This is a genomic window from Streptomyces sp. RP5T, assembly GCF_003933965.1.
Lineage (GTDB): Bacteria > Actinomycetota > Actinomycetes > Streptomycetales > Streptomycetaceae > Streptomyces.
The window spans coordinates 1-779 of sequence record NZ_RSAJ01001207.1; the positions used below are offsets into that span (position 1 = coordinate 1).

At 73.0% G+C, this 779-nt stretch carries 1 protein-coding gene; it reads right to left on the reverse strand.

What is annotated here, in order from left to right; all coding sequences use genetic code 11:
* The coding region (locus EHS43_RS45435; RefSeq protein ID WP_185806693.1) for an FAD/NAD(P)-binding oxidoreductase at nt 1–779 on the reverse strand (779 nt) is incomplete at both ends.

Consider the following 779-nt stretch of genomic DNA (forward strand, 5'->3'; position numbering starts at 1 on the left):
ACCTGGCCGTGCTTGTTGGCGTGCGTGCCGAGCGCGATGTGCCGCTCCTGCCCGGACACCAGGTCCAGGACCTCCACGCAGTCCCCGCCCGCCCAGATGTTCTCGTGCCCGCGCACCCGCATCGCCAGGTCCGTCAGCAGGCCGCCGTGGGCGCCCAGGGGCAGACCGGCCGCCTTCGCGAGCGTCGTCTCCGGGCGCACGCCGATGCCGAGCACCACCACGTCCGCCGGGTACTCCGCCTCCTCGGTGGCCACCGCGCGCACCCGGCCGTCCCCGTCCGTGAGCACCTTGGTCACCGCGGCGTCGTTGACCATGGTGATGCCCAGGCCCTCCATCGCCTCGTGCACCAGGCGGCCCATGTCCGGGTCGAGCGTCGACATGGGCTCACTGCCGCGGTTGACGACCGTCACCTCGAAGCCGCGGTTGATCAGGGCCTCGGCCATCTCCACGCCGATGTACCCGGCGCCCACGACCACCGCGCGGCGGCCACGCGTGTGTGCCAGCGTGTCGATGAGCGCCCGGCCGTCGTCGAGGGTCTGCACCCCGTGCACCCCGGCGGCGTCGACACCCGGCATGTCCGGGCGGATCGGCCGGGCGCCGGTCGCGATCACGAGCTTGTCGTACGACGTCCAGGACTCGGCCCCCGAATCGAGGTCACGCGCGCGTACCCGCCGTCCGTCCACGTCGATCCCGGTGACCTCGGTTCGCATGCGCAGATCGATGCCCCGCTCCCGGTGCTCCTCGGGCGTACGGGCGATCAACCCGTCCGGCCCCTCGAC